This window comes from Sorangium sp. So ce590, from assembly GCF_051521365.1.
Lineage (GTDB): Bacteria > Myxococcota_A > Polyangia > Polyangiales > Polyangiaceae > Sorangium.
In genome coordinates, this window is the sequence record NZ_CP150346.1 from 414,177 (window position 1) to 438,689 (window position 24,513).

21 protein-coding genes, 2 pseudogenes and 1 CRISPR repeat array (1 of these 24 cut by a window edge) are annotated in these 24,513 nt (G+C 68.6%); of the genes and pseudogenes, 20 read left to right on the top strand and 3 right to left on the bottom strand.

The window, feature by feature from the left end; all coding sequences use genetic code 11:
* Positions 1-256: direct repeats of the CRISPR family, unit length 36 nt; unit sequence CTCTCCGCCGCTGAAAGGCGGCGGCCCCATTGAAGC (it extends 2,484 nt beyond the left edge of the window).
* Between the two features lie 443 nt (positions 257-699).
* The 4 genes and pseudogenes from WMF28_RS01530 to WMF28_RS01545 form a co-directional block, all read left to right on the top strand.
* Positions 700-858 (top strand): annotated as a pseudogene (locus WMF28_RS01530) (RHS repeat domain-containing protein); the annotation flags it as partial.
* 217 nt (positions 859-1,075) lie between these two features.
* The gene (locus tag WMF28_RS01535; protein WP_437600223.1) at positions 1,076-1,870 is read left to right on the top strand and encodes an HNH endonuclease; all 795 of its coding nucleotides are present in this window, start codon (positions 1,076-1,078) and stop codon (positions 1,868-1,870) included.
* 1 nt (position 1,871) lies between these two features.
* Positions 1,872-2,147, top strand: a complete 276-nt coding sequence (locus WMF28_RS01540) for a DUF7716 domain-containing protein (protein ID WP_437600224.1) — start codon at positions 1,872-1,874, stop codon at positions 2,145-2,147.
* 213 nt (positions 2,148-2,360) lie between these two features.
* On the top strand, positions 2,361-2,990 hold the full coding sequence (locus WMF28_RS01545) for an RHS repeat domain-containing protein (RefSeq protein WP_437600225.1): 630 nt from the start codon (positions 2,361-2,363) through the stop codon (positions 2,988-2,990).
* A gap of 306 nt (positions 2,991-3,296) precedes the next feature.
* Here the strand turns inward: WMF28_RS01545 and WMF28_RS01550 are convergent, their stop codons facing one another.
* The gene (locus WMF28_RS01550; RefSeq protein ID WP_437600226.1) at positions 3,297-4,859 is read right to left on the bottom strand and encodes a tetratricopeptide repeat protein; all 1,563 of its coding nucleotides are present in this window, start codon (positions 4,857-4,859) and stop codon (positions 3,297-3,299) included.
* A gap of 498 nt (positions 4,860-5,357) precedes the next feature.
* Here WMF28_RS01550 and WMF28_RS01555 point away from each other — a divergent pair, with 498 nt between their 5' ends.
* The 7 genes and pseudogenes from WMF28_RS01555 to WMF28_RS01585 all read left to right on the top strand — a co-directional run bounded on the left by WMF28_RS01555 (position 5,358) and on the right by WMF28_RS01585 (position 14,336).
* Entirely contained in the window at positions 5,358-9,359 is a 4,002-nt protein-coding gene (locus tag WMF28_RS01555; RefSeq protein WP_437600227.1) for an RHS repeat-associated core domain-containing protein, read from the top strand.
* 10 nt (positions 9,360-9,369) lie between these two features.
* The gene (locus tag WMF28_RS01560; RefSeq protein WP_437600228.1) at positions 9,370-10,221 is read left to right on the top strand and encodes a hypothetical protein; all 852 of its coding nucleotides are present in this window, start codon (positions 9,370-9,372) and stop codon (positions 10,219-10,221) included.
* Positions 10,222-10,380: 159 nt separating this feature from the next.
* Entirely contained in the window at positions 10,381-11,220 is an 840-nt protein-coding gene (locus WMF28_RS01565) for a hypothetical protein (RefSeq protein ID WP_437600229.1), read from the top strand.
* Positions 11,221-11,534: 314 nt separating this feature from the next.
* The gene (locus WMF28_RS01570) at positions 11,535-11,915 is read left to right on the top strand and encodes an RHS repeat-associated core domain-containing protein (protein ID WP_437600230.1); all 381 of its coding nucleotides are present in this window, start codon (positions 11,535-11,537) and stop codon (positions 11,913-11,915) included.
* A pseudogene (locus WMF28_RS01575) lies at positions 11,818-12,027 on the top strand (YwqJ-related putative deaminase); the annotation flags it as partial. The gene WMF28_RS01570 and the pseudogene WMF28_RS01575, both read left to right, overlap by 98 nt.
* Positions 12,028-12,053: 26 nt before the next feature.
* Positions 12,054-13,541, top strand: a complete 1,488-nt coding sequence (locus WMF28_RS01580; protein WP_437600232.1) for a hypothetical protein — start codon at positions 12,054-12,056, stop codon at positions 13,539-13,541.
* A gap of 537 nt (positions 13,542-14,078) precedes the next feature.
* A complete protein-coding gene (locus WMF28_RS01585) occupies positions 14,079-14,336 on the top strand; it encodes a UPF0175 family protein (RefSeq protein WP_437600233.1) in 258 nt (85 codons plus the stop codon).
* A gap of 188 nt (positions 14,337-14,524) precedes the next feature.
* Here WMF28_RS01585 and WMF28_RS01590 read toward each other — a convergent pair whose 3' ends face one another.
* Positions 14,525-15,979 carry an SAVED domain-containing protein gene (locus WMF28_RS01590; protein WP_437600235.1) on the bottom strand — a complete coding sequence of 485 codons (1,455 nt, stop codon included), beginning with the start codon at positions 15,977-15,979 and terminating at the stop codon, positions 14,525-14,527.
* Positions 15,976-16,290 (bottom strand): hypothetical protein, encoded by a 315-nt coding sequence (locus WMF28_RS01595; RefSeq protein WP_437600236.1) that lies wholly within the window; start codon positions 16,288-16,290, stop codon positions 15,976-15,978. The genes WMF28_RS01590 and WMF28_RS01595 overlap by 4 nt, the downstream gene beginning before the upstream one ends.
* Positions 16,291-16,711: 421 nt before the next feature.
* Here WMF28_RS01595 and WMF28_RS01600 point away from each other — a divergent pair, with 421 nt between their 5' ends.
* Genes WMF28_RS01600 through WMF28_RS01640 form a run of 9 tightly spaced genes read left to right on the top strand, consistent with a single transcriptional unit; the run spans position 16,712 to position 24,486 of the window.
* Positions 16,712-18,223, top strand: a complete 1,512-nt coding sequence (locus WMF28_RS01600) for a Cas10/Cmr2 second palm domain-containing protein (RefSeq protein ID WP_437600237.1) — start codon at positions 16,712-16,714, stop codon at positions 18,221-18,223.
* Complete coding sequence (locus WMF28_RS01605; RefSeq protein ID WP_437600238.1) at positions 18,220-19,017, top strand: RAMP superfamily CRISPR-associated protein; 798 nt, start codon at positions 18,220-18,222, stop codon at positions 19,015-19,017. The genes WMF28_RS01600 and WMF28_RS01605 overlap by 4 nt, the downstream gene beginning before the upstream one ends.
* Positions 19,014-20,138 (top strand): RAMP superfamily CRISPR-associated protein, encoded by a 1,125-nt coding sequence (locus tag WMF28_RS01610; protein ID WP_437600239.1) that lies wholly within the window; start codon positions 19,014-19,016, stop codon positions 20,136-20,138. Before WMF28_RS01605 ends, WMF28_RS01610 begins: the two co-directional genes overlap by 4 nt.
* Positions 20,128-20,580 (top strand): hypothetical protein, encoded by a 453-nt coding sequence (locus WMF28_RS01615; protein WP_437600240.1) that lies wholly within the window; start codon positions 20,128-20,130, stop codon positions 20,578-20,580. The genes WMF28_RS01610 and WMF28_RS01615 overlap by 11 nt, the downstream gene beginning before the upstream one ends.
* Before the next feature lie 2 nt (positions 20,581-20,582).
* Positions 20,583-20,993 carry a hypothetical protein gene (locus WMF28_RS01620; RefSeq protein ID WP_437600241.1) on the top strand — a complete coding sequence of 137 codons (411 nt, stop codon included), beginning with the start codon at positions 20,583-20,585 and terminating at the stop codon, positions 20,991-20,993.
* A complete protein-coding gene (locus WMF28_RS01625) occupies positions 20,990-21,901 on the top strand; it encodes an RAMP superfamily CRISPR-associated protein (RefSeq protein ID WP_437600242.1) in 912 nt (303 codons plus the stop codon). The genes WMF28_RS01620 and WMF28_RS01625 overlap by 4 nt, the downstream gene beginning before the upstream one ends.
* On the top strand, positions 21,891-22,856 hold the full coding sequence (locus WMF28_RS01630) for an RAMP superfamily CRISPR-associated protein (protein ID WP_437600243.1): 966 nt from the start codon (positions 21,891-21,893) through the stop codon (positions 22,854-22,856). The genes WMF28_RS01625 and WMF28_RS01630 overlap by 11 nt, the downstream gene beginning before the upstream one ends.
* Positions 22,853-23,425, top strand: a complete 573-nt coding sequence (locus WMF28_RS01635) for a hypothetical protein (RefSeq protein ID WP_437600245.1) — start codon at positions 22,853-22,855, stop codon at positions 23,423-23,425. The genes WMF28_RS01630 and WMF28_RS01635 overlap by 4 nt, the downstream gene beginning before the upstream one ends.
* Entirely contained in the window at positions 23,422-24,486 is a 1,065-nt protein-coding gene (locus tag WMF28_RS01640) for an RAMP superfamily CRISPR-associated protein (protein WP_437600246.1), read from the top strand. The genes WMF28_RS01635 and WMF28_RS01640 overlap by 4 nt, the downstream gene beginning before the upstream one ends.
* Positions 24,487-24,513: the final 27 nt, after the last annotated feature.

Here is a 24,513-nt window from a genome sequence, read left to right on the forward strand (position 1 = left end):
ACGGCTCTCCGCCGCTGAAAGGCGGCGGCCCCATTGAAGCGAGGCGCTCTGCCCGCAGTACGGGGACACCTTCGAACTCTCCGCCGCTGAAAGGCGGCGGCCCCATTGAAGCCCGATCCGCTCGACCCACGCTCCCACGTTGTCCCCACTCTCCGCCGCTGAAAGGCGGCGGCCCCATTGAAGCTCGTCAAGGTCGAATTGCTCGAACCTGGGATTCCGGCTCTCCGCCGCTGAAAGGCGGCGGCCCCATTGAAGCGTGTGTTCTCCGGCCGAAGGGGCAAGACGCTGGCGCTCTCCGCCGCTGAAAGGCGGCGGCCGGGCGGCGTGACGGTGCGCTACACGCCGTTCGACCTGCCGGAGACCATCACGCAGGGCGCGAGCACCGTCTCGTTCGCCTACGACGGCGACCAGCAGCGGATCCGAACGACCACGCCGGACGAGGAGACGCTCTACTTCGGCGACCTGTACGAGCGGGTCACCGACGCCGCGACGGGAAGCGCCGAGCATCGGTACCACGTCCACTCCCCAGAGCGGGTCGTGGCCGTCGTGACCCGCGGAGGCACAGGCGACGACACGCGCTACGTGCACGTCGACCACCTCGGCTCGGTCGACGCGCTCACGGACGAGGACGGCGACGTTGTCGAGCGGCGGAGCTACGATCCGTTCAGCCAGCGGAGAAGCCCGGTGTGGGGAGAGTCCGTGCCGGCGTCGTTCTCCAGCGAGACGACGCGGGGGTTCACCGGGCACGAGGGCGACGAGGAGCTCGGCCTCGTCAACATGAAGGGGCGGATCTTTGATCCGAGGATCGGGCGGTTTTTGACGACCGATCCGATCGTGCAAGCGCCGCTCTCCGGTCAGAGCTGGAACCCGTACAGCTACGTGAGCAATCGCCCGATCAATCACGTCGATCCGAGCGGGTTTCAGGCAGAGCCTGCGGGGTCGCAAGCTCCGGGGTTGCTTGAGGAGGATCGAGTCACCCCCCCAGCTTCAGGTCTTTGTCCAAGGCCCTCCGCCCCCGTGGCGCACGCCGAAGGCCGAGGCCGCCGAGGTCGGCGCAACAACGGCGCCTGTCGACGTGGGTACGACCGGAACTTCGTCGGGCTACGCGCCGCAGCCGGTGACCGTCTCCCCGGAGCACGCCGGCGCCGGCGGCCCGGGCACCGTCGTGGGCGACACCTTGCTGGGCGCCGCGGAGGGCACGGGCGACCTCGGTTTCGGCATCGCGCGGTCGCTGGTGCTGAATGCGCTGACGTTCGGGATCTACGGCGGCTACGAGCTCGGCGGAGCGATCTGGGAGGGCTACGCGCAGGACGGGATCCTCGGCGCGCTGAACGCGGTGAACCCGCTCTTCCACATCGGACGGGGCGCCGCGGACACGGCCCTCGCGATCGACCGGGGCGACTACCGGGAAGCCGGCGCGGCGGGGACCAAGTCGGTGATCCTCGCGGCGGCCACCATCTTCGGGATGGGGAAAGGGTTGGGAGCGCTCGCGGAAGAATCGGCGGCGGCGGGGGTCGCTCGCGGCGGAGTGAGGGCGTACTCGGTCGCGTACGAGACAACCATCCCCAAGTTCGGCGCAGGCACTCGACCGGCGCACTTCAAGGCAGCAAACGAAGCGCTCCTCACCGATATGCGAGCGAGCGCGGAGCTGACCCAGTCCATGCGAGGGTTGAGCATCGAAGTGCCCACTTCTGCTTCCGGTGCTGCCCAGGGCCTCTCTCCGTCTGGATGGACATGGCACCACGTGCCGGAGAGCCCTGGTGTGCTACAGCTGGTCCCGCGTCGGCAGCACACGGCAGGAAGCGGCTTCTACGAGCTCATGCATCCCGAGGGTCGAGGCGGGTTCTTTCTCTGGGGAAAGGAATTCTAACATGGCGAAGCTACTGGACCTGATCGCCAAGATCGATCAGATGGATCGTGAGGACATGATCTGCGTCAAGCCGGAATGGCGCCCCGACTCAGAAGCGAGCGTCTTTCGGCCCACCGAGGACTACCGCGTTCCCGACGAAGCAAAGGTCCTCGGCTATGAGTACTTCCTAGAGGTTGATACTATTCGACAGATCCTCGAAGAGTTCCGCAGTCGCCCAGACGCTTCGCTCAACGAAAAGTGCGAGCGGATCATTCATTACGCAACATACGATGCATAGACATGTTCGTCGAGTTCACCGACGCGCCGGATCACGTAACCGTGGTCGAAAAGGCCCCGCTGGGACGACCGGTGGACGGTCTCCACAAACGACGGCTTCGGCACGCTCTCCTACGACGACCCGCTGCACCCGCACGCCGTCACCAGCGCGGGCACGGACCGCTTCAGCTACGACGCCGTCGGCAACCAGATCGCGCGCCCAGGGGGCGTGACGGTGCGCTACACGCCCTTCGACCTGCCGGAGATCATCACGCAGGGCGCGAGCACCGTCTCGTTCGCCTACGACGGCGACCAGCAGCGGATCCGGAAGGCCACGCCGGACGAGGAGACGCTCTACTTCGGCGACTTGTACGAGCGGGTCACCGACGCGGCGACGGGAAGCGCCGAGCATCGGTACCACGTTCGCTCGCCGGAGCGGGTCGTGGCGATCGTGACCCGAGGAGGCGCCGGGGCCGGCACGCGCTACGTGCACGTCGACCACCTCGGCTCGGTCGATGCGCTCACCGGCGAGGACGGCGCCGTGATCGAGCGACGGAGCTACGATCCGTTCGGCCAGCGGAGAGACCCGGTGTGGGGACAGCCCGTGCCGGCGTTGTTCTCCAGCGAGACGACGCGGGGATTCACCGGGTACGAGGGCGATGACGAGCTCGGGCTCGTCAACATGAAGGGCAGGATCTTTGATCCGAGGCTCGGTCGGTTCTTGACGACCGATCCGAACGTGCAAGCGCCGCTCTCCGGTCAGAGCTGGAACCCGTACAACTACGTGAGCAATCGCCCGCTGAGCTACGTGGACCCGAGCGGGTTCCAGGAAGAGCTCCAAGCGCCTGTGGGGTCGCAAGCCTGAGGAATCCCCCCAAATTTTTCGGGGAATTCACATGAAGACGGGAAGCAAAATCTCTGAGAAATCTTCCCGCCTTCTCGCCTTCATGTTCAATTTCTCGCTGGAAGCGGCCACAGAATGAGGGGATTCCTTAGGTAGCTGAGCCCATCTTCCTCTCCGCCGCTGAGAGGCGGCGGCCCCGCGCCCGGCGGCGGTGTGCGGAGAAGGCGGGGGAGCCGGCGGCGGGGGCTGCGCGGTCCGCGCGGGGGGAGGGACGCGCGACGGCGTGCAGCCCGCCGTGGGGGGACCGCCGCCGGAGCGAGCGGGTCGCTACGCCTCCGGCCGGATCCGCCGCGCGGCCCTGGGCGGCACGCCGGGCCGGAGCTGCGCGGGCCGCAGCATGTCTCTTTGAAAGAAGTGCTCGAACATGTGCTGGCAGCTGGGGCAGGGGCTGACGGGATCGCCGGCGTCGAAGTACCTGGACGCCTCGGCCTGGATCGCGATGCCGCCGTCGGGGATCTCGCGCAGCGCCCGTCGCGTCCCTGCTTCGTCCAGGGCGCCGGGCCGGAGCGCGTGCTGCCGCTCCCACGAGGCGAGGTAGTCGCTGAGCGCCGCGGGCGCCGAGCACCGGCCTGGCTCCACGGGGATCCGCGCCGGCTCTCCCCTGGAGAGCGCCTCGATCCAGCCGCGGTACCACGCCGTGAAGCTGTCGTGGGTCGGGACGACGCCGAGGCCTGCAGGGCGCAGATCCGCCCAGACGCTGCCGGCGCGCGGGCCGCGGATCACGAGCACGGAGAAGTAGCCGCAGCCCATGTGCGCGAGCGCCACGGTCCCGCGGACGGCCTCGTCGGCGTGGAGCGCGGCGCGCTCGGGGGCGGTCAGCGTCCGCGGATCGGGCCGGTAGGGCCTCGTGTGGGGGAACTCGCCCGTGAGGCTCTCGAGCTGTCCGGGGCCGTCGAGCGGCAGGAGCCCGTCGTACGGGCCGGCGCCGGCGCTGCCGACGCGGGTGAGGAAGGCGGCGTAGTCGGCGGGGATGCGGGCGCCGCACGAGGCCTCGATGCGCTGGAGCTCGCGCGGGGTGAGCGGCGGGCGGAGGCGGTATCCGTGCGCGCGCGCGCCGAAGCGGTTCAGCCACGGGTCGTGATCCCGGTGGAGGTGGTCGAGCGCCTCGGCGACGCCCGCGACGAAGCCCTCGACGACGCTGACGGGGGCGGGGTGGTGGAGCCCCTCGGCGCGGAGGCGCTCGAGCGACCGCGCCGCAGCGGCGCTCTCCGGGTGCGCCTTGGCGTACGCCGCGAGCTCGTCGTACGCGGAGGCGTCGCCGTCGCGCGCGGCGCGGTGGTAGACGTGGAGGGGGAAGGCTGTGGGGTGCGCCGGCTGCGCCTCGAGGACGGCCTCGAGGTGGCGCAGGCCCTCGTCGGCGCGGCCGGCCTCGCAGAGCATGGCTCCGAGGTCGCAGCGGGCCGAGACGTCCTCGGGATCGAGGCGTGCGGCGGCCTCGAACGCGTCGCGGGCCGCGTCGATGTCGCCTCGCTCCCGGAGGGTGTACGCCAGGCTGACCGCGGTGGCGAAGGTGGGGTCGAGCTCGAACGCGCGGCGGGCGAGCTGCGCGGCGTCCTCCAGGCGGCCGAGCTTGCGGAGGATCATGCCGGCGACCCAGGTGACCCGCGGGTGGTCCGGGTGGCTCGCGCGGAGCGCGTCCAGGGCGGGCAGGGTCTTCTCGATGGCGCCGCGGGCCTTCGTGTCGAGGCGCTCGTCCGGGAAGCGGCTGAGGAGCTTCACGAGGCGGTAGACCGCTGCGTCGACGTCCATGAGCGCGACGTTCTTCGGGGTGAGCTCCGGGGCGCCCTGTCGCGGCGTGGGTTTCTGCTTGCGCCGCCCGGTCCTGGCCATGGCGGGACGGTAGCTCGCCCCCGGTGGGGCACCAAGGAGCGGCGAGGGGCCGCAGGGCGTCGCGCGCAGCGGGAGAGGTCCGCTGTCGAGACAGCCGGGACCGCCGTCCGCTCGGGCGAGCTCTCGCGGATTCCGGAGGCGGCCGTCGACCACGTGACCTGGGGAGCCGGCGCCGCGTGGGGGACGCGAACCGGGACGCCGCGCCGCGTGGGGGGACGCGCGCCGGGACGCCGCGCCGCGTGGGGGGACGCCCGCCGGGACGCCGCGCCGCGTGGGGGGACGCGCGCCGGGACGCCGCGCCGCGTGGGGGGACGCGCGCCGGGACGCCGCGCCGCGTGGGGGGACGCCCGCCGGGACGCCGCGCCGCGTGGGGGGACGCCCGCCGACTTGCAGGCGGCGGTGGGGGGACCACCGCCGCCTGCAAGTCGGCGCGGTCGAGCGCCATCGCTGAGCCGCGTGCGGGTTGCGGTCGGCAGTCCCGTCGCCGAGCATGCCCGCATGGCGCGAACGGCCCCGCTTCCGAATGCGGCGGTGATCCCCGGCATGAACCCCGGCGTCTTCATCCTCGGCGGCGGCGGCGGCGGCGGCGGCGGAAACGGCCGCGGCGGAAACGGCCGCGGCGACGGCCAGGGCGGCGACGGGAAGAACGGCGGCAACGGCGCCCGCGGCGGCGGCAAGGACGCCGGGAGCTGCGGGCCCGGCAGCGGCGGCGGCTGCCCCAACCCCACGCACGGCGGCGGCGGCGGCACGCACGCGGGCGATCCGGTCGATCCGATCACCGGGCGCGTCACCACGGTCGCGGTCGTCGACCTGGCCCTGCCCGGCGCGATCCCGCTCGTGATCCAGCGCAGCTACAGCTCGGCGCTCGCCGAGGAGGACTGCGGTCTCGGCTTCGGCTGGACGCACTCGCTCGCGTGGCAGGTCGAGGAGCGACGCCGCGGCCTGCGCGTGCTGGAGCCGCACGCGGCGGCGACCGAGCTGCCGCGGAAGCTCGAGCCCGGCGAGTCGGCGCGGCTGCCGTGCGGCGTGCTGACGCGGTACCCGTGGGGCTACGCGATCGCGGCCGACGGGTTGGCGTACCTCTTCGCGGAGCCGCTGGGCAGCCGCTGGCTGCTGAGCCGGATCGTCGACGTCCACGACAACGCCATCGCGCTCGCCTACGACGACGGCCGCCTCGCGCAGATCATCGACAGCGTGGGCCGTGTCGTGCGCGTTCGACGGCACGGCGACGGGCACATCGCTGGCTTCGAGGTCAAGAACGCCTTCGCGCACGGTCGGTGGGAGACACGGCGGCGCTACGCGTTCGACGCGCGCGGCGACCTCGTCGCGGCCGAGGACGCCGCGGGGCACGCGCACCGCTTCGCTTACGACGAGGACCATCGCCTGGTGCGGCGGGAGGAGCCCGGCGGGCTCGTCGCGGAGTTTCGCTACAAGGACAGGCGCTGCATCGAGGCGTGGTGCCACCGCGAGGGCAACGACGCGCTCGACGACGGCGCGTCGGGAACCTTGAGCGACGGTTCACCGGCGAAGGGGTTCCTGCACGTCAAGATCGACCCCCACGACGGCGGGCTCACCGAGGTGATCACCTCGCGCGCCATCCGGCGACTCGACGGCAACGCCTTCGGTAAGCTCGACAGGATGGTCTGGGGCGCCGGCGGCGGCGTACACACCTTCCGTTACGACGACGACACCGGGGCGCTGCGCACGTACCAGGACGCGCTCGGGCAGGTCTTCCGCTGGGAGCGCGACGCCGAAGGGCAGCTCCTGGCCGAGGTCGATCCAGCCGGGAACAAGACCGTCTACGAACACGACGCGCGCGGGCTCGTCTCGGCCATGACCGACGCGCTCGGCGGCGCCGCGCGCTACGAGCGCGACGCGCGCGGAGACGTGATCGCCGTCTACGACGACACGGGGTTCGTCGTAGGATTCACGCACGACGCGCGCGGCTTGCTGGTCGGCGCGACGCTGCCGAACGGCGGCGAGACGCGCATGGAGTACGACGCGCTCGCGAACCGCGTCCGCGTCGTCGAGCCCGACGGCAGCGAGCGGCGCATCCGTTACGACTTCCTCGGCCGGGTGATGGGCTTCACCGACGAGCGCGGGCACGAGACCCGCTTCGCGTACGATGCCTGCGGCAGGCTGGCGGCCGTGTTCGGGCCGGGCGGCGCCGTGACGCGCTACGACGTCGACGTCGACGGCAACCTGGCGAGGATCACCGACGCCGACGGGCGCACGACCACGCTGCGCTGGGGCGGCTTTCACGTCGTCACCGAGCTCCTCCGGCCCGACGGGACCCAGGTGCGGTACCGCTACGACCGCGAGCAGGACCTGGTGCGCATCGTCAACGAGGCCGGCGAGGAGCACCGGATCGAGCGCGACGCCGAGGGGCGCATCACCGGCGAGCGGACCTTCGATGGGCGGCAGATCCGGTACAAGCTCGATCTGCTGGGTAGGATCGTCCGGAGGGCGTGCGGCCTCGAGACCATCGACTTCGAATACGATCCGCTCGGCAGGCTCGTGAAGCGGAGCACCTCGGATGGGCGCGAGGACGTGTTCGAGTACGATCCGCTCGGCCGGATCGAGCGCGCGACGAGCGGCGAGGTCGAGTGCGGGTACACCTACGACCGGCGGGGGCGGGTGACGACCGAGGTGACGCGGCGGGGCAGCGAGGTGCTCGCGGCGTTCGCGTGGACCTACGATGCCATGGATAGGGCCTCCGGTGTGCGCGGGCCGGGGGGCGAGATGAGCGTGCAGCGCGACGTCATGGGGCGGCCCGTCGCCGTGCAGATCGGCGGGGAGAGCGAGCCGCTGCGCATCGCCTACGACGCGCGCGGGTTCGAGGTCGAGCGGCTCTTGCCAGGCGGCGGCACGATCGCGACCGACGTCAACGCGGAGGGCTGGATGGAGCGGCAGCGCGTGCTCGGCAAACCCATAACGCCGCGCATCCGTCCGGGGGAGCCCGCCTGGGTTGGGCCGCTCATCGCGCCTGAGACGTGGCGCAGGGCGTACGCTTGGTCGCCTGCGGGGCTGCTCCGCGCCGACGAGGACCTCGGCGGCGAGAGGGGAGAGCTGCTCCGCGATGCGAACGGCCGCGTCGTCGAGCGGCGCAAGGACGGCAAGGTCGCGGAGCGGTTCCGCTTCACCGCGGCGGGAGAGGTGGAGCGAGCTGGCGAGCGGCGAACGTACGCGCCTGGGGGGCGGTTGACGGCGCGCACGACAGGACAAGAGACCGTGCAGTACGACTACAGCGAGCGCGGCGAGGTGGTGCGGAAGCGCGTGAGCGAGCTGGACGGCCAGGGGGAGGTGCGGCGTGAGCGCGTGTGGACCTACGCCTTTAGCGGCGACGGGCGGCTCATGGAGGCGCGCACCCCGGAGGGGAGGACGATCTCGTTCGCCTATGACGCGTTCGGCCGCAGGATCGAGAAGCGCGTGGTGCGCGTCGGGCAGGTCGAGAGCGTGTCCCGGTATGCCTGGCGTGGCGACGTGATGATGCTCGAGCGCACCGAGCGCGCGCGGGACGGGGAGGCCCCCGTCGTGGAAGAGCGGAGCTACGTCACGCTTCCAGAGAGCGCGCTACCGCTCGCGCAGAGGGAGGGCACGGCGGGGGCGCTCAGGTACTTCGTCCATGGGATGAACGGTCTTCCCGAGGCGCTGATCGAGGGGGATGGGAGCGTCGCGGCGGGGATCGAGGCGGGGCTCTACGGTGATGTGCCGGCAGACCAGGCGGGCGTGACGCCACTCAGGTTCCCGGGGCAATATGCGGACGAGGAGACCGGGCTCTACTACAACTGGCACAGGTACTACGACCCGGAGACGGGCGCGTACCTGAGCCCGGAGCCGATCGGGATCGAGGGGAGCCTCAAGGCGTATGCGTACGCCGATTCGTGGCTCCCCGAGGCGATCGACCTGGATGGGCTCAAGAAGGATCCGGTCATCTGCACAATCCGCAGAAAAGATGGCACGACCGTGACCGGCGCGAGCCAGGACAGAGCCCCCGGCGATCTACATAAGGCAGTCTTGGCCGCGTTGCCTCCGACGCCGGCTCGCGATCCCGATGACCCCACAGCCCCCTGGAACTGCGCCGAGCCAGCAGCGCTCTCCGCACACATCAAGGACTGGGAGGAGAAGAACAAGCCAAAAAAGTGTGAGCCCGGTGCAGAGGGGTGGAAGAAGAACCTCCGATCCGCCATGCGAGAGATAGACGAAGAAAACGGGATCTCATCGAAGCACGAGAGATCAGACGTAGCTCGCGCTCCGTGCCCAAACTGCTCGCAAACGGTACCGAGGCTCTTCGCGCTCGCTGGCATGATGCCTCCCACGAAGGTGCTTGCTCCAGGACACCAAAACAGGAGGGGCGTGGGACCGCTCGAACGCTTCTCCAATCCAAACGATAGCTTCCACAAGGATCCGACCAACAAAGCTCCGAACATGTTGATACCCGGAACCAACAACCTGGGAACCTGGTCGCTCACCAGCAAGGGCTGGATGCGTCACCCCTGAGGATGGATGCATGAGCCAAGATCGTCCATCGCTGGATGCTTTCGGCGGGCAGCTCTCGGAGCGCGTGAGATCATTCTTCACACGCGAGCATGTATTTCGGGATTCCTCGAGAACATGTAGCTTCGAGCGGCTCGCCGAGGAGCTAGATCGGCGCGGAGCACCGTGGTTCGACAAGGTGTTCGAACTTGAAGAAGATTTCGGTGGCCTGGTACGTCGAGGGAGCCATCCAAAGACGCCTTCCATGGCTCTTGGACTCTTTCAGTTGATATGCCTCGGCCTCGACTCTCCCGGCGACGAAGAGCCCGACGACGACTCCGCGCTAGTCTCGTCGACGTGGCCGATGGCACGCTTGACAGCGACTGGCGACCCGATGGTCCATGTAGGCCTGTACACGACGGAAGGGGATCTCTATATAAACGAGGCCGGCCGGGTATTCCTTTACACGCCCATGTTGGATCGCGTTGAACTCCTCTCTGGATCGGCATCGACATTCTTGGAACGAATCGCCCTCGAGGACCATGCGCGACGCGCGATGCGCCACCACGCAGCGACGTTTTTCATGGCCGATGACGGCCTCGCGATCGCGCAGGCTCTCGGCCTGCCCATCATCAACGAGGCTTCGGACGCGCTGGTCAAGCACTGGATGAGTCCCGATGTCCTCGTCTCACGCTTGCCCCCGGCGTCCGCATCGGGTAGCTGCCGAACGCGCATCGTCTCCCGTACAGTGGAAGATCTCCTCCTCGCCGCTCGAGCCTTGACCAAGAAGCACCCTGGAGCGCGGGCCACCGTGGAAACTTATCTGCGAGGTGGACGCGAGCGATACGACGCACTCCGGCGCGAAGGTATCGCCGTCGATGAATGATCGGACGCTGGGCCACAGGATCGAGAAGCGCGTGGCACGGCTCGCGCGGGTCGAAAGCGTGACACGGTATGCCCGGCGCGGCGACGTGATGGTGCACGAGCACCACGAGCAAGCGCAGGATGGGGAGCTGCCCGTCGTGGAAGAACGGAGGAGGCGCATATGAACACGCCTTCTCGGATCCGCGCTTCGGAGTTCATCGCAAACCGCCTGTCGGCGCGCGTACAGCTCTACCTGGATGCAGAAGAGATCCTGTACAACCCGGAGCGCACATGCTCTCGCGAGGCGCTGCGTCTCGTACTAGAAGGCGAGGGGCTGCCGACCTTCGCCTCGGCGCTCGATTTCGAAGAGGCGTTCGGCGGCATCCTATCGTCACCAGACGATACAGTGCTTCTCCTGGGCACCTGCCAAGTCCTATTACACCAGAAAGAGACAGGGTGCTACTCGGTCGATGAGCACGCAAAGACGCTCGAAACCGATCGAGGCTGGCCTCACGTCCGGTGGAGAGGCGTGCCGTTTCTGCCTGTCGGACACTGGCACGGCATTGGAGACCTGTACATCGATGAAAGAGGCATCGTCTACGGGTATCGGTGGAATGACGACGTGCTGCGCGCTGCTGCCGGGGGAGGACAAATCTTGCTGGAATCCATCGCGCTATGGTGGGAAACATATGAGAAGCCGCTGGAGAGCCCGCCGAGCTTCGAGGCGAGTGTGCGTGCTCCCATCGCAGCCGGCATCGCGGGAGCGATGTCGGCCTCGCTCGTCGAGGAAGTATCGGACAGCGTCTGCGCACGCTTTCGAAATGATGACGTCTTCATCGAAGAGATAGCGGCTCCCTACCCGGGCGGACCACTCACCACCGTATGGGCTGACAGGAAGATTCTGCTGGAGGCGATGCGAATCGCCCGTGACCTTGCGCCAGAGGTGCACATCGAGCCCAATCAGGACTACGGAGGCGTTGTAGGTACGATGCTTCGAGCCGCAGGGCTTCTCCCGCGATGAGGCGACGATGCGCCAGGAGCCGCTGGCCACGAGAACCTCGTTTGGCGTGTACGCCGCGGCGGCCCCAACGAGCACGCCCCCGCCGGCAGCAGCTCCGTCCTGCCGGCCACGCCCGATGATCAGGAGTGACGTCATGGCAACCCAAGGCAACCCGAAGATCAGGATTGCCCACGCAACGCCGCTAGGCCACGGCGCCCGGCTGCTCCGGGGGGGCGCTCAGGTACTTCGTCCATGGGACGAACGGTCTTCCCGAGGCGCTGATCGAGGGGGATGGGAGCGTCGCGGCGGGGATCGACCCCGGGCTGTACGGCGACGTGCCCGCCGAGCAGGCGGGGATCACGCCGCTCAGGCTCCCAGGACAGTACGCCGACGAGGAGACCGGGCTCCACTACAACTGGCACAGGTACTACGACCCGGAGACGGGGGTGTACCTCAGCCCGGAGCCGATCGGGCTGGAAGGGGACATCAAGCCGTACGCGTATGTCGACAATTACCCGATGGAGTGGGTGGATGCCGATGGGCTCCTTCGCTGCGTCATCGCCCGCCGCAACGGCACACAGATCGTGCGAAGCAGTGGCGGCAGCGAGGAATCAATCCACCGCTGCAGTTACAGCGGCGCTGCCTCGAACGAGCGCTCGACAGCCGGGCGATCCAAGACCCCCGGAAGGATGCGCCGAGCCCCAAGCCCTCTCTGAGCATTTAAGAGACTGGGAACGTCGGACCGGCCGTTCCTGCGCCCCAGGAGATCGCAACTGGCAGCGGAATCTCAAGAGGGCGCTCCGCGAGGTCGACACGATCCGCTCGGAAACCGGATCGAATGATGCCGTACCGGCGTGCCCGAACTGCTCTCAGCTCATCCCGCGGCTCTGGACGATGGCTGGACAATCCCCGCCGAACGGGCGCGTGATGGGCGGAGGCACAAACGCAAGCCGCGATTATTCATCCCATCCCACGAGCCACCTCAGCCGGCCGAACGCACACGGATCCATGAATCTTGGTACGTGGAGCACCGACAACGGCAATTTCGTGAGGCAGCGATGAGCTCCAGGAAGGCGTTTCACCGCGGCCTCGACTTCATCAAGCCACCGGCCGGCCTCGCGTTGCGGCTAGACCGCCGCGACGAGCACGTTGATCTGCGCATCGACGGCGCCCGCGTCGTGGAGCGTCCGGTCGGGAGGAGCCGCCGCGCGCCTTTCGAACGGCGTTTCCTCAGGACAGAGTTCGCCGAGATCGTCTTCGAGCACCGCCTTGCTCGACTCCGCGCCGAGGGGTTCACCGCTGGCGCTCAACCCATCACCAACGTGCGTTTCGAGGAAGACATGCTCACCGCGCCCCGCCTGATCGGCGCACAACTCGAACGGCGGGGCGATCCGACGGGCACCCTGCTCGCCTTTCAGGTCGAGCGGCTGCTTCGCGATGGAGACGATGCGCGCGCCATGGAACGTGAGCTCCTCGATTCGCTTACGGCGATGACCTTCGGCCCGATCCCCGATCTCGGCGAGCCTTTCGCGTGCATCGATGACGGTCACGGCGGCCTCCTCGCGTGGGCCTACGACGAGGATGTGGCCACCATCGAGGATGCGCTCCGGCCAGAGCTCGCGCTCATCGGCCGCGACACGCTCGGCTTCTCGCCCGACGACTCGGACGTCTCGCTCGGCGTCGTCGGGCTGCATCGGCTGCGCCGATTCCTGGCGAGCGCCGCCGGACGCTCGCTCCGATCCCTCCGCCTCATGATCTCTGGTGCTCTCGGACCATTCCTCGATCTGCTCAACGCGCACAGCTGCGCGTCGGCGGTCACATCGCTCGTCGTCCGTGGGACCAGTCCGTCGGTCGGCGCGGCGCTCCCTGGGCTACGCGGGCTGGGCGCGCCGGAGCGCAACCTCGCAAATCTGCTCGCCCGGCCCGCGCCGGCGCCGGCGCTTCGCTATCTGACCGTGTTTCGCGGTGACGATGACGTACGAGGAGCCCTCGCACCGCTCGACCCAGAAAAGCTCCCGTCGCTTGAACACCTCGCGCTCTGGTACCGCCCGACGCGCCCCGAGGGACTCCGTGCGCTCGCAGCGCATCCTCTCGTCCGGCGACTTCGATCGCTCGAGATCTGGTCGGCAGACGACGCCAAGAGGTTCCCTTTCGAGGATCTCCTCGCGTTGCGCCCGTCCCTCTCTCACCTCGCGCGGCTCCTCCTCGGAGGGCACCTCGTACCTGCGGGTGCTCAGGCGCAGCTCGCCGCGTGGCCCGCGGTCGAGCTCGTGAGCCACGATCGACGTGAGGTTCTGGCGCTCGACATCGCCGCGCTCGGCTGGACGCGGGCGCTACGGTGACCTCCTCTGCCGCCGGAGCGCGCCTCGCAGCGACGACCTGCTCGGCTGGCCCATGAGCTCGACCGGGTTGTCACCGCAGAACATTCACGGGTCTCCGCTCAGGGCCCGGAGGCAGATATGGACCTACGCCTTTAGCGGCGACGGGCGGCTCATGGAGGCGCGCACCCCGGAGGGGAGGACGATCTCGTTCGCCTATGACGCGTTCGGCCGCAGGATCGATCAAGGTCGAGCAGGACAACCTCTCGTTCCCGACGGATGAAGAGATCGCGCTCTGCGCGCGCTCGGGCGTCCTGCTCGCCGAGTAGGAAGCGTACGGGGCCCCTCCCTGAGCGCGCGGAGCGCGCGATTGGGTGCGCCCGGCATGGGCGCGGGTGGACACGGGCCGGCCCGTGCCTGCGCCGCGCGCGCGTGCGTCATGCGCGGGAACGACGCGCCCGGGCTCGCCGCCGCGGCGCGCCGCGACGGAAGCTCTCGGACCGCGACGGAGCTCGGCTGCTCGCGGAGCGCCCCGAGGCGGCGTATGCTTGCGGCCTAGCCGTGGTCCAGTCGCACATCACCGTGAGCGTCGATCTTCCGCCGGACGCGGGCAGTGAGCCGATCGATGTCCTGGCCAGACGGCTGCGCTTGCTCTGGGCGCTGGACGAGGTGCGTCAGGGGCGCATGACGCGCGCGCGCGCAGCGCAGATCGTCGGGATCGGGATCGACGCGTTCCTGCGGGAGGCCGCGGCGCATGGCATCGACGCGATCGACTACGATCTCGAAGATTTCGGGCAGGAGCTCGGATCCTCCTCGTGATCGTCATCGCTGACACGACGCCCCTCCTTTATCTGTCGCGCATCGGCCGTCTCGAGATCCTCCGGGCCGCTGCGTTTGCGCTCGCGGATCAAGCTCTCGAGATCCGACGGCGTTGCGTCGAGTGATCGACGAATCCTCCGGAGCCAGCCCCGACCGAGCGCGACCGTGACCGGGTGGCGCCGTCCGGCTCAGCCCGGGATGAGAAACACAGGCGCGTAGCCCGGGCTCAGATCCTCGTACAGCTGGGTGCTCGGTATCCGATTCCAGAGGTGCCCCAGGAGCAGCGCTCCGCCCGCCGGCCCTGACAGGAACAGGTGAACCCTGCGCGCCCCCGTCGCGCGCACCTGATCGCGCACCACCTGCCGCACCGCGAGCGCCCAGCCCATCGCCCTCGCGGCGTCCGGGATCGCCGTCCGACTCGGCGCCGGCGCGGCCGCGATCGCGATGAAGCGCCCGACCGGAAGCGCGCTGCCCCGGAGATAGCCGAGCACGTCCTCGGCGAGGTCGTTTGTCACGCTGAGCCCCACCGCCAGCTCGTTCCCCGCCCCGAGCGCCACGGGGGAGCCGACGTGGACCGGGAAATCGCCTGGCGTCACCTCGCTTCCCCAGCGCTGGCCGCCCTGCACGCAGGCCACCCGGACGTTGCGCGTGTCGCCGAACGCGACGCCCGCCGCGAACCACGCCGGCAACCGCATGTCGCCGCGCACGAGCACCCGGTCAAAACCGAGCGCACGGAGGGTCCGCTCGGCACCCTCCAGCTCGGGGAGCAGGCGCGCATTCCAGTCCCCCGGATCGCGGAGCTGCCGGCGCGCGCGCGGGTGGTCCCCCTCGAAGAGCTCAACCCAGTCGATGTTGACCGTCGCCCCGGCCGCCCAGGGATCGCGATCGATGGCCTGCACCACCACGGCCGCCTGTCGCGCCTCGCCGTGCAGGCCGCGGCGCGCGATCTCTGCGGCCAGCGCCTCCCGGTCCACCTTCTCGCGCCGTGCCCCCGTCACCCACGCACGGATCGCCTGGACCCCCTGCTCCACCGCGAGCTCATCGCTCCTCAGCCCCACGGCAGCCATGCGGTCCGAGACGCTCGTGGCAAGACCCGCCCACCCCGACTGGCCCGTGAGCAGGACGAGATGATCGAGCATCTCCAGCAGATCGCTCTCCGCGACGCCGAGGTGGGTAGCCCAGCGCTTCCGCCCCCGCCCAGCCTTCGAGCTCGACGTCGCCAGCCGCAGCCTCGGGCCGAGGGTGCCGGTGCGCCCGTCCTGCAGGGCCAGCACCGGATCGGAGACGTCGAGCGGCCGGTTCGTGTAGAGGCCCATGTGCGGCCTGTGCCCGTCCCGCGACAGCGTCCGAAAGCTCCGCCAGAAGCTCTGCAACGGGCTCTTGCCCTTGCTTGTCGCCGGCGTGACCCACCAGGCCTGGTCGATCGGGTGACGCCCGTCCACCGAGTATTTCACCTGATAGTGCTCGTCGGCCGCCGCCCGGCGGCGCACCACGACGTCATCCACGTTGCCGGCGTTCTTCGCCTCGACCTCGATCCCGAGGACGTCCTCCGTCGGGTTCAGCGCCCGCAGGGCGTGATACCAGGCAAAAAGATGCTGATAATCGTGTCCCTGGAGCGCGGCTCCAGCAGCGCTGAGGCTCATCTCGTCGGGCCCTCCGGCGATCTCGGGGCCAGCTTGCGGCGGTGGAAGCGCGACGGCAAGCGCGAGACCGCCGTCGCGGCCGCGGGCTGGTGCCGGCGCAGCCTCATCAGGTAAATTCCGCGAACCAGACGATGGACCTCCCCGGCGATAGGTTCGGTCCGTATCGACTCCTCCGACCCATCGGCAGCGGCGGCGCCGGGCGCGTCTTCTCGGCGATCCACCAGCACATGGGCCAGGAGGTCGCGCTCAAGGTCCTCTCGCGGCTGGCTTCTGAGCGAGGACACCAGCGGGACCGGCAGATCGTCGCTCATGCAAGCCGGGCTCCTGCCGCCGTTGACGGAGCGATCCCCGGGGACAGTACCGTAGAGCGTCGCGACGCTCCGGCCGCCCAAGTACCCGACCAAGAGCCTCGCGGGGGCCGTCGCTCCCGTGTGCGCGGCGCACGGCTGGTGACGTCGCATCGGCGATACATGCGCTCGGAGTCGGCTACGGCAACGCACGCCGCTTACCCGTCGGTCAACGAGATCGCGAGCACGCTCGCCATCGCCGTCGCGTCGAAGCCCAGCGGCACGAAGGCTGTGCGCCGGAGCGGATGACCCGCTTCGCGAGTGCGCCCGACCTTGACGGCGCTGGCGAAATACGTTCTCGTTCGAGATGCACCTGGATTGTTAGATCGCATCGCCGCCGAGGCATGGCACGCCATGTCGCTCGACGCCTGACGGTGGGGGATTCGTGCACCATTATCTCTACCTCGAGCTGGAAGGGATCCAGCGCTTCGTCTTCGCCTCGACCAAGCTGAAGATCATTCGCGGCGGCAGCGCATTGCTCGACAGCTTCAACCGGGTTGCGATGCGGGAAGCTTGCGGCAAGAAGGGCCGAGTCGTGCTCGCCGGTGGTGGACACTGCTTGGTCCACGGCCTGGCTCGCGAGGACGCTGAGGGCATCGCGATGGATCTGGGCCGGAAGCTCCGCAGGAAGACGGACGGCCAGGTGGGCCTCTCCTGGGGTGTCATGGCGGAGAGCGCCGACTGGAAGACGACCTGGGCGGAGATCCGTCGGGAGCGCGCGGCGCGAGATCTTGTTGCGCCTGCTGCGTCGCCTCCGCTGCCACCGTTCGTTGCGCTGTGCTCTTCCTGCGGCAGCTCTCCAGCGCGAGACCTTCGCGACACTTACGATCGCGAATCCAGACCGCTCTGTGCGGCCTGTTGGACGCGCTGGCATGAGGTACAGAAGATTCGTGATCTCAAAGAGAAAACGATCTGGGCGCGCCTGCGCCCACACCTCGATCGGCATGCACACCTGGACGACGATCTCGCCTTCTCTGCGCTGCTGCCGGAGCGTGAGCTTGAGCAAATCGCCGAGCTCGGCTCCCGAGAGGGGTACCTCGCCTATCTCTACTGCGACGGGAATGCGATGGGGCGAATCCTGAGAGCGGCGACCTCGGCCGATGAGTACGGAGAGATCTCGGAGCGGGTGGACGTCGCGCTCCACAAGGCCGTCGCAGCGGCTCTGCTGGCGCACTGCCCGCCCGAGCGAGGCAAGGGGAAGTTCGGTGCCGAAGTGCTGCTCCTCGGCGGTGACGACCTCATCGTCGCGCTCCCCGCCGATCGCGGCGCAGGTTTCACCCGGACCGTCCTCGATGTCTTCCACCGGGAGGCCGGCGACGAGTTCCGTCTCTCTGCCGGTCTTGTCCTTGCCCCGTACACGACGCCGATCGCGATCCTCCAGCAGGTCGCGACCTCGCTACTCCGCTCGGCCAAGCGGTATGCATACCTCGACGAGCAGCGTCAACTTGAACGCCGCGCCGTCGGTTATATCGATTTCCAGGAGCTGACCTCTGCGCAGGTGGACGTTGACCGCGACCATACCGTCACCTGCCGGCCCTACCGACTCGACGACTTTGGACGGCTCATCGAGCGTACCAGGCAGCTGCGGAAGACGCGGGTGCCCAGGGGGAGGCTCTATGCGCTTGCCGAAGCTGTGCGAGGCTCGGAGCGCGAGGCCCGCACCATGACCCGACTCATCGTCGGCCGCGCGAGGACCGATGCCGAGCATGCGGCGCTTTGCGGTCTGCTCCGTCCCCTTCACGATGATGCGCCTGCGCGCACCCTGCCCTACACCACCTGTCCTGACCCGGCGTGGGATCTTCCGTTCGGGCTCTACCCCGACTCCCATCGGTGGAGCGTGATCCCTGACGCGATCGAGCTTTTGGATCACCTCCCTACCGATGGAGACAATGCGTGAGTCCTCAGCACGTCAAAAAGCCCCGCGTCGAAATCACCTACGCTATCCACACGAAGGGCCCGCTTCATGTCGGCACCGGGCATGGCGCCGCCGGACTGCACCGAGCGATGCTCCGTGACCATAATGGTCTTCCCTACATCCCCGGCTCCACGATCAAGGGCCGGGCGCGGTACGCCGCCACCCGCATCTGCGACTGGATGGGCGTGTCCGTGCTCAAGGACGCGGTGGGCGATAAGCGAAGCGGCGGCACGCCCAACGGTCCCAGCGGCGTGCGCGATCTCCCCAACCGCATCTTCGGCTGCGCGTGGCAGCGCTGCACCCTGCGGTTCGGCGATGCGCGTACTGACCCAACCTGGATCGCCGCGCGCCCCGATGAGCAACGCCGGAGTGAAGCCGAGCGCCGCATGCTGCGCGACCGTGCGTATGGCCTTCGCGAGGTGCGCACCGGCGCAGCCCGGTCGCGCCGCCTCGGCACGATCCGCCAGGGCCATTTGTATCAGACCGAGGTTGCGCCCCCGGGCGTCGTGCTCAGCGGCGAGGTGTGGGGCTATCTCGACTGCCGCCCGCCCCCGGATGGCAGCACCTTGGTAGAGATGTTGGTGCTCTGGCTGGCCATCCACCTGATGATCGAGGACGGCGTCGGCGGAAACAAGTCGACAGGAAGCGGCAAGCTCGCGTTGGCGCCGTCGACTACGATTGGGATGAAGGTCGACGGGGGCGTGTTCGCCCCGAAGGACGACGACGTAGCTGCCGCGCTCGGGTTGTTGCCATTGATCGAGGCAGCCGAAGGATGATCCCCCTCACCCTGACCGCCACCCTCCGCTCCCCGATGCATCTCGGGGCCACAAACACCGCCGGCAACTTTCTCGCCAGCCTGAGCTACCTACCGGGCCGTTCGCTCCTCGGGGCGGTAGCCTGGGCCTGGATCGATGCGGGCGGCGACCCCGGCGCGCCTGAGTTCGCGCACCGCTTCGTCTCGGGGGCTGTGTCCTGGGGCGACCTGCATCCTGTGCCCGTGAAGGAAGAGACAGGGGCAGCGGTCGACGGTGAGCCGCTGGTCGTGCCCCGCACCATCAAGGTCTGCAAGCTCTCTGGCCTCAGGCACGGCCTTGTGGACGTTCTCCTCACGACCCCGCCACCGGAGGCCTGCCCGCTCTGCGGTGTCGGCCTCGATCGCCTTGAAGGCGTGCTCGTCGGCGACCACGACGGCCGCTGGCTGTCACCGGAGCTTCACCGCCAGCATCGCGCGCATGTCTCGATCGCGTTCGACACCGGCACGGCTCGATCGGGTGATCTGTACTCACGCGACGTGCTGGAAGAGGGGCAGGTGTTTCGCGGGCAGATCCACTGCTCCGATGAGCCTACCGCGAAGGCGATCCTCGACGAATTGCCGCGTCTCCGGCTCGCGGTTGGCGGTGCGCGCAGCAGGGGTTTCGGACAGATTGAGGTCCAGGTCAAGAGGGCGACGGCATCCACGCTCGAGGTGCTCCGGGAGCAATCCGAGCGCGTGGCCCAGTCGCCGGCCGACGTCTGGTACTTCACCCTCACCGCTGTTTCGCCCTGGTGCGTGCGCGAGACCGACGGCTCCCACGCGCGCTCGCTCACCCCTCGTCGGCTCGCGCGGGTGCTGGGTGTTGAAGAGGCGAACGCGCGCATCGTGAGGGGCGATGCGCGGTCCGAGAGTCGCTCGGGCTGGGACGGGGCGGCGGGGCTCCCGACGGAGCTCCGGCACGTCATCGTGGCCGGCTCCACGTTTCTGTGCGCTGTTCGCGGCCTCGACGGCCCAACCCTTCAGGCCCGGCTCTTGCGCCTCAGCGGGCGTGGTATCGGCGAGCATCGTGCCGAGGGGCTCGGTCGCGTCGCCGTCAACCATCCACTTCACTTCATCTCCGCGGAGGCAAATCGTGACGAATGACATGATGGTCCGTGTCGAGCTCAAGCGGCGCATCGATCGAGATCTGGACGAGCTCTACAAGCAGGCCAACGAGCTCGGAGAGGAGATGGGGAAGCTGTTCAAAGCGTACAACCGGTCCCAGCTCCGCAATCTCGAGACCGTGGCGGCCGCCGCCACGCGCACCTCCGCACTCAAGAACCACGTCAAGAACCAGACTGGCAAGGACCGGCTCCGTCTCGAATCGAACCAGACCTGGGCGCTCCAGCGTGGAGCAAAATCGCTCGGTGAGAAGCTGCTCGCGCTCCTCGACGCACTCGGAGGGCGTGCCACGAACATCGTGAGCGCGCTGCCGCCCGGAAACCTCGATCAGGAGGCTCGCGACGACCTCGCCCGCACCGTGGAGATCGAGCTGCAACGAGGTGTGGTGCAGACTGCTGTCTGCGCCGCGCTGTACGAGGCGTAGCCATGAAGCTCGGACTGCTCGAAGACGGAGTGCTCTACCAGCTCGCGAGAGAGGTCGTGCCGGAAGGCGGGAGCGGGGTGGACAACGCCCAGATCACCGGGCTGCTCTCGACCGCTCGTGCCACGGGCTCCTACACGCAGCTGCGCGCGATGACGCAGCACCAGTTCGAGAAGGCCCGCAAGGATGGCGATCGTGGCGCCGCACGGGCTGGTTTCTACGACCGGCTCTTCAGGGCCTTGCAGACGGTCGAGAAGCTGGCCGACGACTTTGCGCGCGCTCGTCTTGGCGAGGCTCTGCAGGGCACCGGGAAGAATACCGCAAAGCAGTGGAAGGACCACTGGTCAGGCCGCCTGACCGTCACCCTCATGACCCATGTCGCCGCCGAGCACCGGTGGCGAGGGAGCCGCCGATGAAGCTACGCACTTGGTTTTCAGGCGTCCTCGAGACCCGGACGGCCCTCCATATCGGGACGGGAACGGTCCTCAGCACCGCCACCGATGCGCCTGTTCTCCGGGGGGCCGACGGCCGCCCGCTCATCCCAGGCAGCAGCGTGAAGGGCGCGCTCCGCTCCGCATCCGAGCGCCTCCTGCGCGCCCTCGGGCAGCGCGCCTGCACGGTCTTCGGCGACGATCGCTCCTCCGACCCTTCGCTCCGTTGTCTGACGACCGATAGGGAGGGCCGAGAGCTGTTCTTCAAGCTCAAGAGCGGGGACGCGGACTGGGAAAAGGTCGGGAACAGATTCTCTCCATCGGTCGATTGGGGCACCGAGCCCTGGAGAGACTTCGGCAAGAAAGAGGAACGACAGCTCTACCTCCTCGAGAAGAAGCAGGAGCTCTGCCGAGCTTGCCTCACCTGGGGCTCGCAATTCCTCGCCGGTCGGGTTCGGGTGCCCGACCTCCGTCTCTCGACCGAAGCGGGTGATGTGGCCTGGTCGGGCGTCACCGAGATCCGCGACGGTGTGGGCCTCGATCGCGACACCGGCACCGCCGCGCCGGGCATCAAGTTCGATCTCGAGGTGCTGCCGGCCGGTGCCCGCTTCTCGTTCGAGCTGGTCGCCGAGCCGGAGGCCGAGCTCTCGGTCGTGGCGCTTGCTGTTGGTGAGCTGCGCCAGGGCAACCTTCCGCTCGGGGGTCGGGTCACCCGGGGGCTCGGCGAAGTCGCCCTCACCGAATTTGCCATCCAGGAGGTCGACCTCTCCAGGCCCGAGCAGCTCGTCCCGTACCTGACGCGAGGCGCCCGCAAGACATACGAGCGCGAGCTCGCCGACAAGAAGCTGGAGGAGATCCTCTCCCGGATCACGGAGAAGCGCGATGCTGCGTAAGCTGGTCAATCACGCCGAGATCGAGATGACGCTCCGGCCCGTGGAACCGCTCCTCATTGCCTCCGGCGTCCCCAATGCCACGGGCACCGATCTCCCCTTTGTCCTCACGTATCGCCGTAGCGCCGACGCGGGCGAGCCCTACCTGCCGGGCAGCTCGCTCAAGGGGGTCCTGCGCAGCCATGCCGAGCGGATTTCCCGGACCATGGCGCCGAAGGCTCGCGTCTGCGATCCGCATTTCCACCCGAAGGATGCCGCGAAGGAGGCGAGTGCTCTTCGCGTCCCCTTCTGCGGCGACCGGCTCCGACCGCGGAAGGGTGAGGACGGAAAGTGGGAATCCCATGATCTCTATCGCCAGAGCTGCCCCATCTGCCGCACCTTTGGCTCTACCGTCTACCGCGGCAGGCTCGCGCTCGGGGACGCATACTTGAAAGACGGGGAGGTCCCCCGGATCGAGCGGCGGGACGGGGTGGGCATCGATCGCTTCAGCGGGGGCGCCAGTCGCGGGGTGAAGTTCGAGATGGAGGTCTTGACCCAGGGCGCATTCCGGGCGCGGATGCGCCTGGAGAACTTCGAGGACTGGCAGCTCGGTCTCCTCGCCCTGCTCTGCCGGGATCTCGAGGACGAGATGATCTCCATCGGCCACGCCACCACGCGTGGCCTTGGGCGTTTGAAGGGCCTCGTCGAGCGGCTCGATGTGATGTACATCGTCCCGCCGACGAAGCATCAGCTCGACGAGAAGCGCGTCCATGGGGTCGGGTCGCTGCTCGAAGACGACGAGCGCCGGCTCTACGGCTTTGTGAACGACGACCACTTCAGCCTGAAGCGGGCGCCTGCGCTCAAGCCCCAAGGAGTGCGCCGGGTGCAATCGTTCGCTGACGCGGAGGTGCGGCGTACCTTCTTCGACGACGCCATTGCCCGCTGGTCGGAGCGGATGGATGGCTGGATGAAGTCATGATAGGCCACCTCGATACCTGGGAAGGCACGCTGGGCAACGGCGATCTCGATGGGCTGATCGCCTGCGTGCCCGCTGCCATCCTCCTCGGGCAGCGACCAGGAGACTTCACCCTCCGCAGCCTCGATGGCGGCGCGGCGGCGTGGCCCTCGGGCCGCTGCTTCAATGAGAGCCTCGAGATCCGCTGGTGGCCGGGCGAGGACGAGGAGCACCGGAGCGTGCTCATCCTGAGCCGGTTGCCCGAGGGTTGGACGCTGCCAGCGACCATGAAATCCGAGCCCCAGCCCCTCGCCGAGGCGCCGGATGAGAACCAGCGCTACCTTTGCGTGGGTCAGTACGACGACGAGCGCGCGCCTGAGGGCACACACCGCTGGTGGGAGACCCGATACGGCCGCTGCTTCGAGTATCTCGGCTCGGCGCCGCCGGCGGGCGGTGAAAAGAAGGCCGAGGTTCGCCCCGAGCGCCGTGGGCGAGTCTACCTGCGGGCCGTGGGGTACGAGCTCGCCGATGGTCGCACCCAGCATCGACTCCTGGGTTTCGAGCACGCCGGCATGGAGGAGGTCGCACCATGAACCCTTACGATTTCATTCCTCTGGGCCGCCCTTCTTCTCGCCTGCCGCCGCCGGGTCATCATGTCCTCGCCGCGCGGGGAGGCACGATCCGCGCGCGCCTGACGACGCTCGGCCCCTTCCTCGTTGCTCAGCAGACCGGGATGCAGAACACCATCATGCCGCTGCGCCAGGGGAAGATCATCCCGGGCAGCTCGCTCAAGGGAATGCTGCGGAGCATGGCCGAGATGGTTGGCGGCGGGTGTATTAGCCTGTCGGGGAGCCTGTATCCGCGCGGAAGATACGACTATCCCGCCGAAGAGCCGCACGGCTTCGCTCCGTGTGATGACATCGAGCGGCTGTGCGTCACGTGTCGCATGTTCGGGGCGCTGATCCGTGGCGCGGCGTGGAAGGGTCTGGTCGAGCCGGGTGAGGCGCAATGGTCGGGCAGCGGCACGCCTCGGACGAGGAGCTTCGATGTGATCGTCGGGCAGCCCAAGCCGAGCCATGGCGCCTTCTACGCGAGGAACCGAGAGATCCGGGGTCGGAAGGCGTATTACCACCATCCGGACAATATCATGGTGTCGGCCTCCGCCCAGCAAGCAACCTATGGGGCCCGTCAGACGATCCAGGTGCGCGCGCTCGAGCCCGGACAAGTCTACGACTTCAACGTGCGCCACGCCGGGCTAGATCAGGGAGCATATGCGCTGTTGCTCTATGCCCTTTTCCTGGAGGAAGGCCTGGGCCACAAGCTGGGGTGGGGCAAGCCAATGGGCTTCGGGTCGGTGAAGATCGAGCCGGTGGCGATCGAGGAGATCGATCTCCGGGCGAGGTACCGGCGCGGGGGTGAGCAGGCGACCGTGAAGCACGAGGGCGCAGCGGCAGCGGCGCACGTGGACGAGCAGACGAAGGAGCTGCGGGACGACAAGGGGGAGGTGATGGCGGAGATGCGGCGGATGTTCGGGGTCCCGGGGCCGGAGGGTAAGTGGGCCTATCCGGCGTATAGCTGGTTCAAGGAGAACCCGCGGGCGACGCTCGAAGAGTTCAACCAAACAGCTACCGCGCAAGCGCCGCCGCGTCGATAGCGTCAGATCCACGAGGTGGATTGGATT